Raw genomic sequence first — 735 nt, forward strand, 5'->3', positions numbered from 1 at the left:
GCCCAGCCGTCGCCGAATCGGTGAGCAGCCGCGCCACGAGGGAGGCCGAGAGCACCACGGCGGCGACGCGCACGTATTGCATGAAGGCGACGAGGCGCGGATCGGAGCCGTATTCCTCGGCCATCGCCACCATCGCCGCCGCGCCGCCCGGCGAGGAGCCCCAGGCGGCGGTGGTGCCGGGCAGCACCCGCAGGCGCGTCAGGATCAGCCCGACCAGCGCGCCGGCCAGCACCGTGACGCCGACCACGAGCAGGATCAGGGGGCCGTCGGCGATCAGGGTCTTGGTGATCTCCGCGGTGATGGCGTGGGCCACCATGCAGCCGATCATCGCCTGGGCGGCCTGGAAGGCGGGCTTCGGCATCCGCAGCGGCGCCCCACGGACCCCGAAAACGATCGCGGCGACCATAGGCCCTAGCAGGAGCGCGGCCGGGAACTGCGCCAGCTTCAGGCCGAAGCCGAGCAGGGCCGAGGCGGCGATCAGCGCCGCCCAGAGGGCGATGGTCCGTGTGGGAAAAGGCAAGGCGATGCGTCGGTTCGATCGATCGCATGGCGGAGACGCGACCCTGGCGCCGCGCTACACCCTGCCGTCCACCCTGTCACGCGGGCCGACACACAACCCAGCCCTGTGCGAGTCGGCCTCGTCCGGGTGCCGTCACCCGGCGTCGATGGTCGCGTCGCGGCAAGCGGCGGTGCCGGCCGGAGCCTGGGCGCGGAAGAAGGCGGCCAGCGCGGCGA

At 73.2% G+C, this 735-nt stretch carries 2 protein-coding genes; one reads left to right on the forward strand and one right to left on the reverse strand.

Features of this window, described 5'->3' with window-relative positions:
* On the reverse strand, positions 1–520 hold a 520-nt coding region (locus tag FV222_RS28235), incomplete at its 3' end, for an AbrB family transcriptional regulator (RefSeq protein WP_147816423.1).
* Positions 521–524: 4 nt separating this feature from the next.
* Between FV222_RS28235 and FV222_RS30790 the strand changes: the two genes are divergently transcribed.
* Positions 525–735: hypothetical protein (locus FV222_RS30790; RefSeq protein WP_210248524.1), on the forward strand; the 211-nt coding region annotated here is incomplete at its 3' end.

This window comes from Methylobacterium sp. WL103, from assembly GCF_008039885.1.
Classification (GTDB): Bacteria; Pseudomonadota; Alphaproteobacteria; order Rhizobiales; family Beijerinckiaceae; genus Methylobacterium; species Methylobacterium cerastii.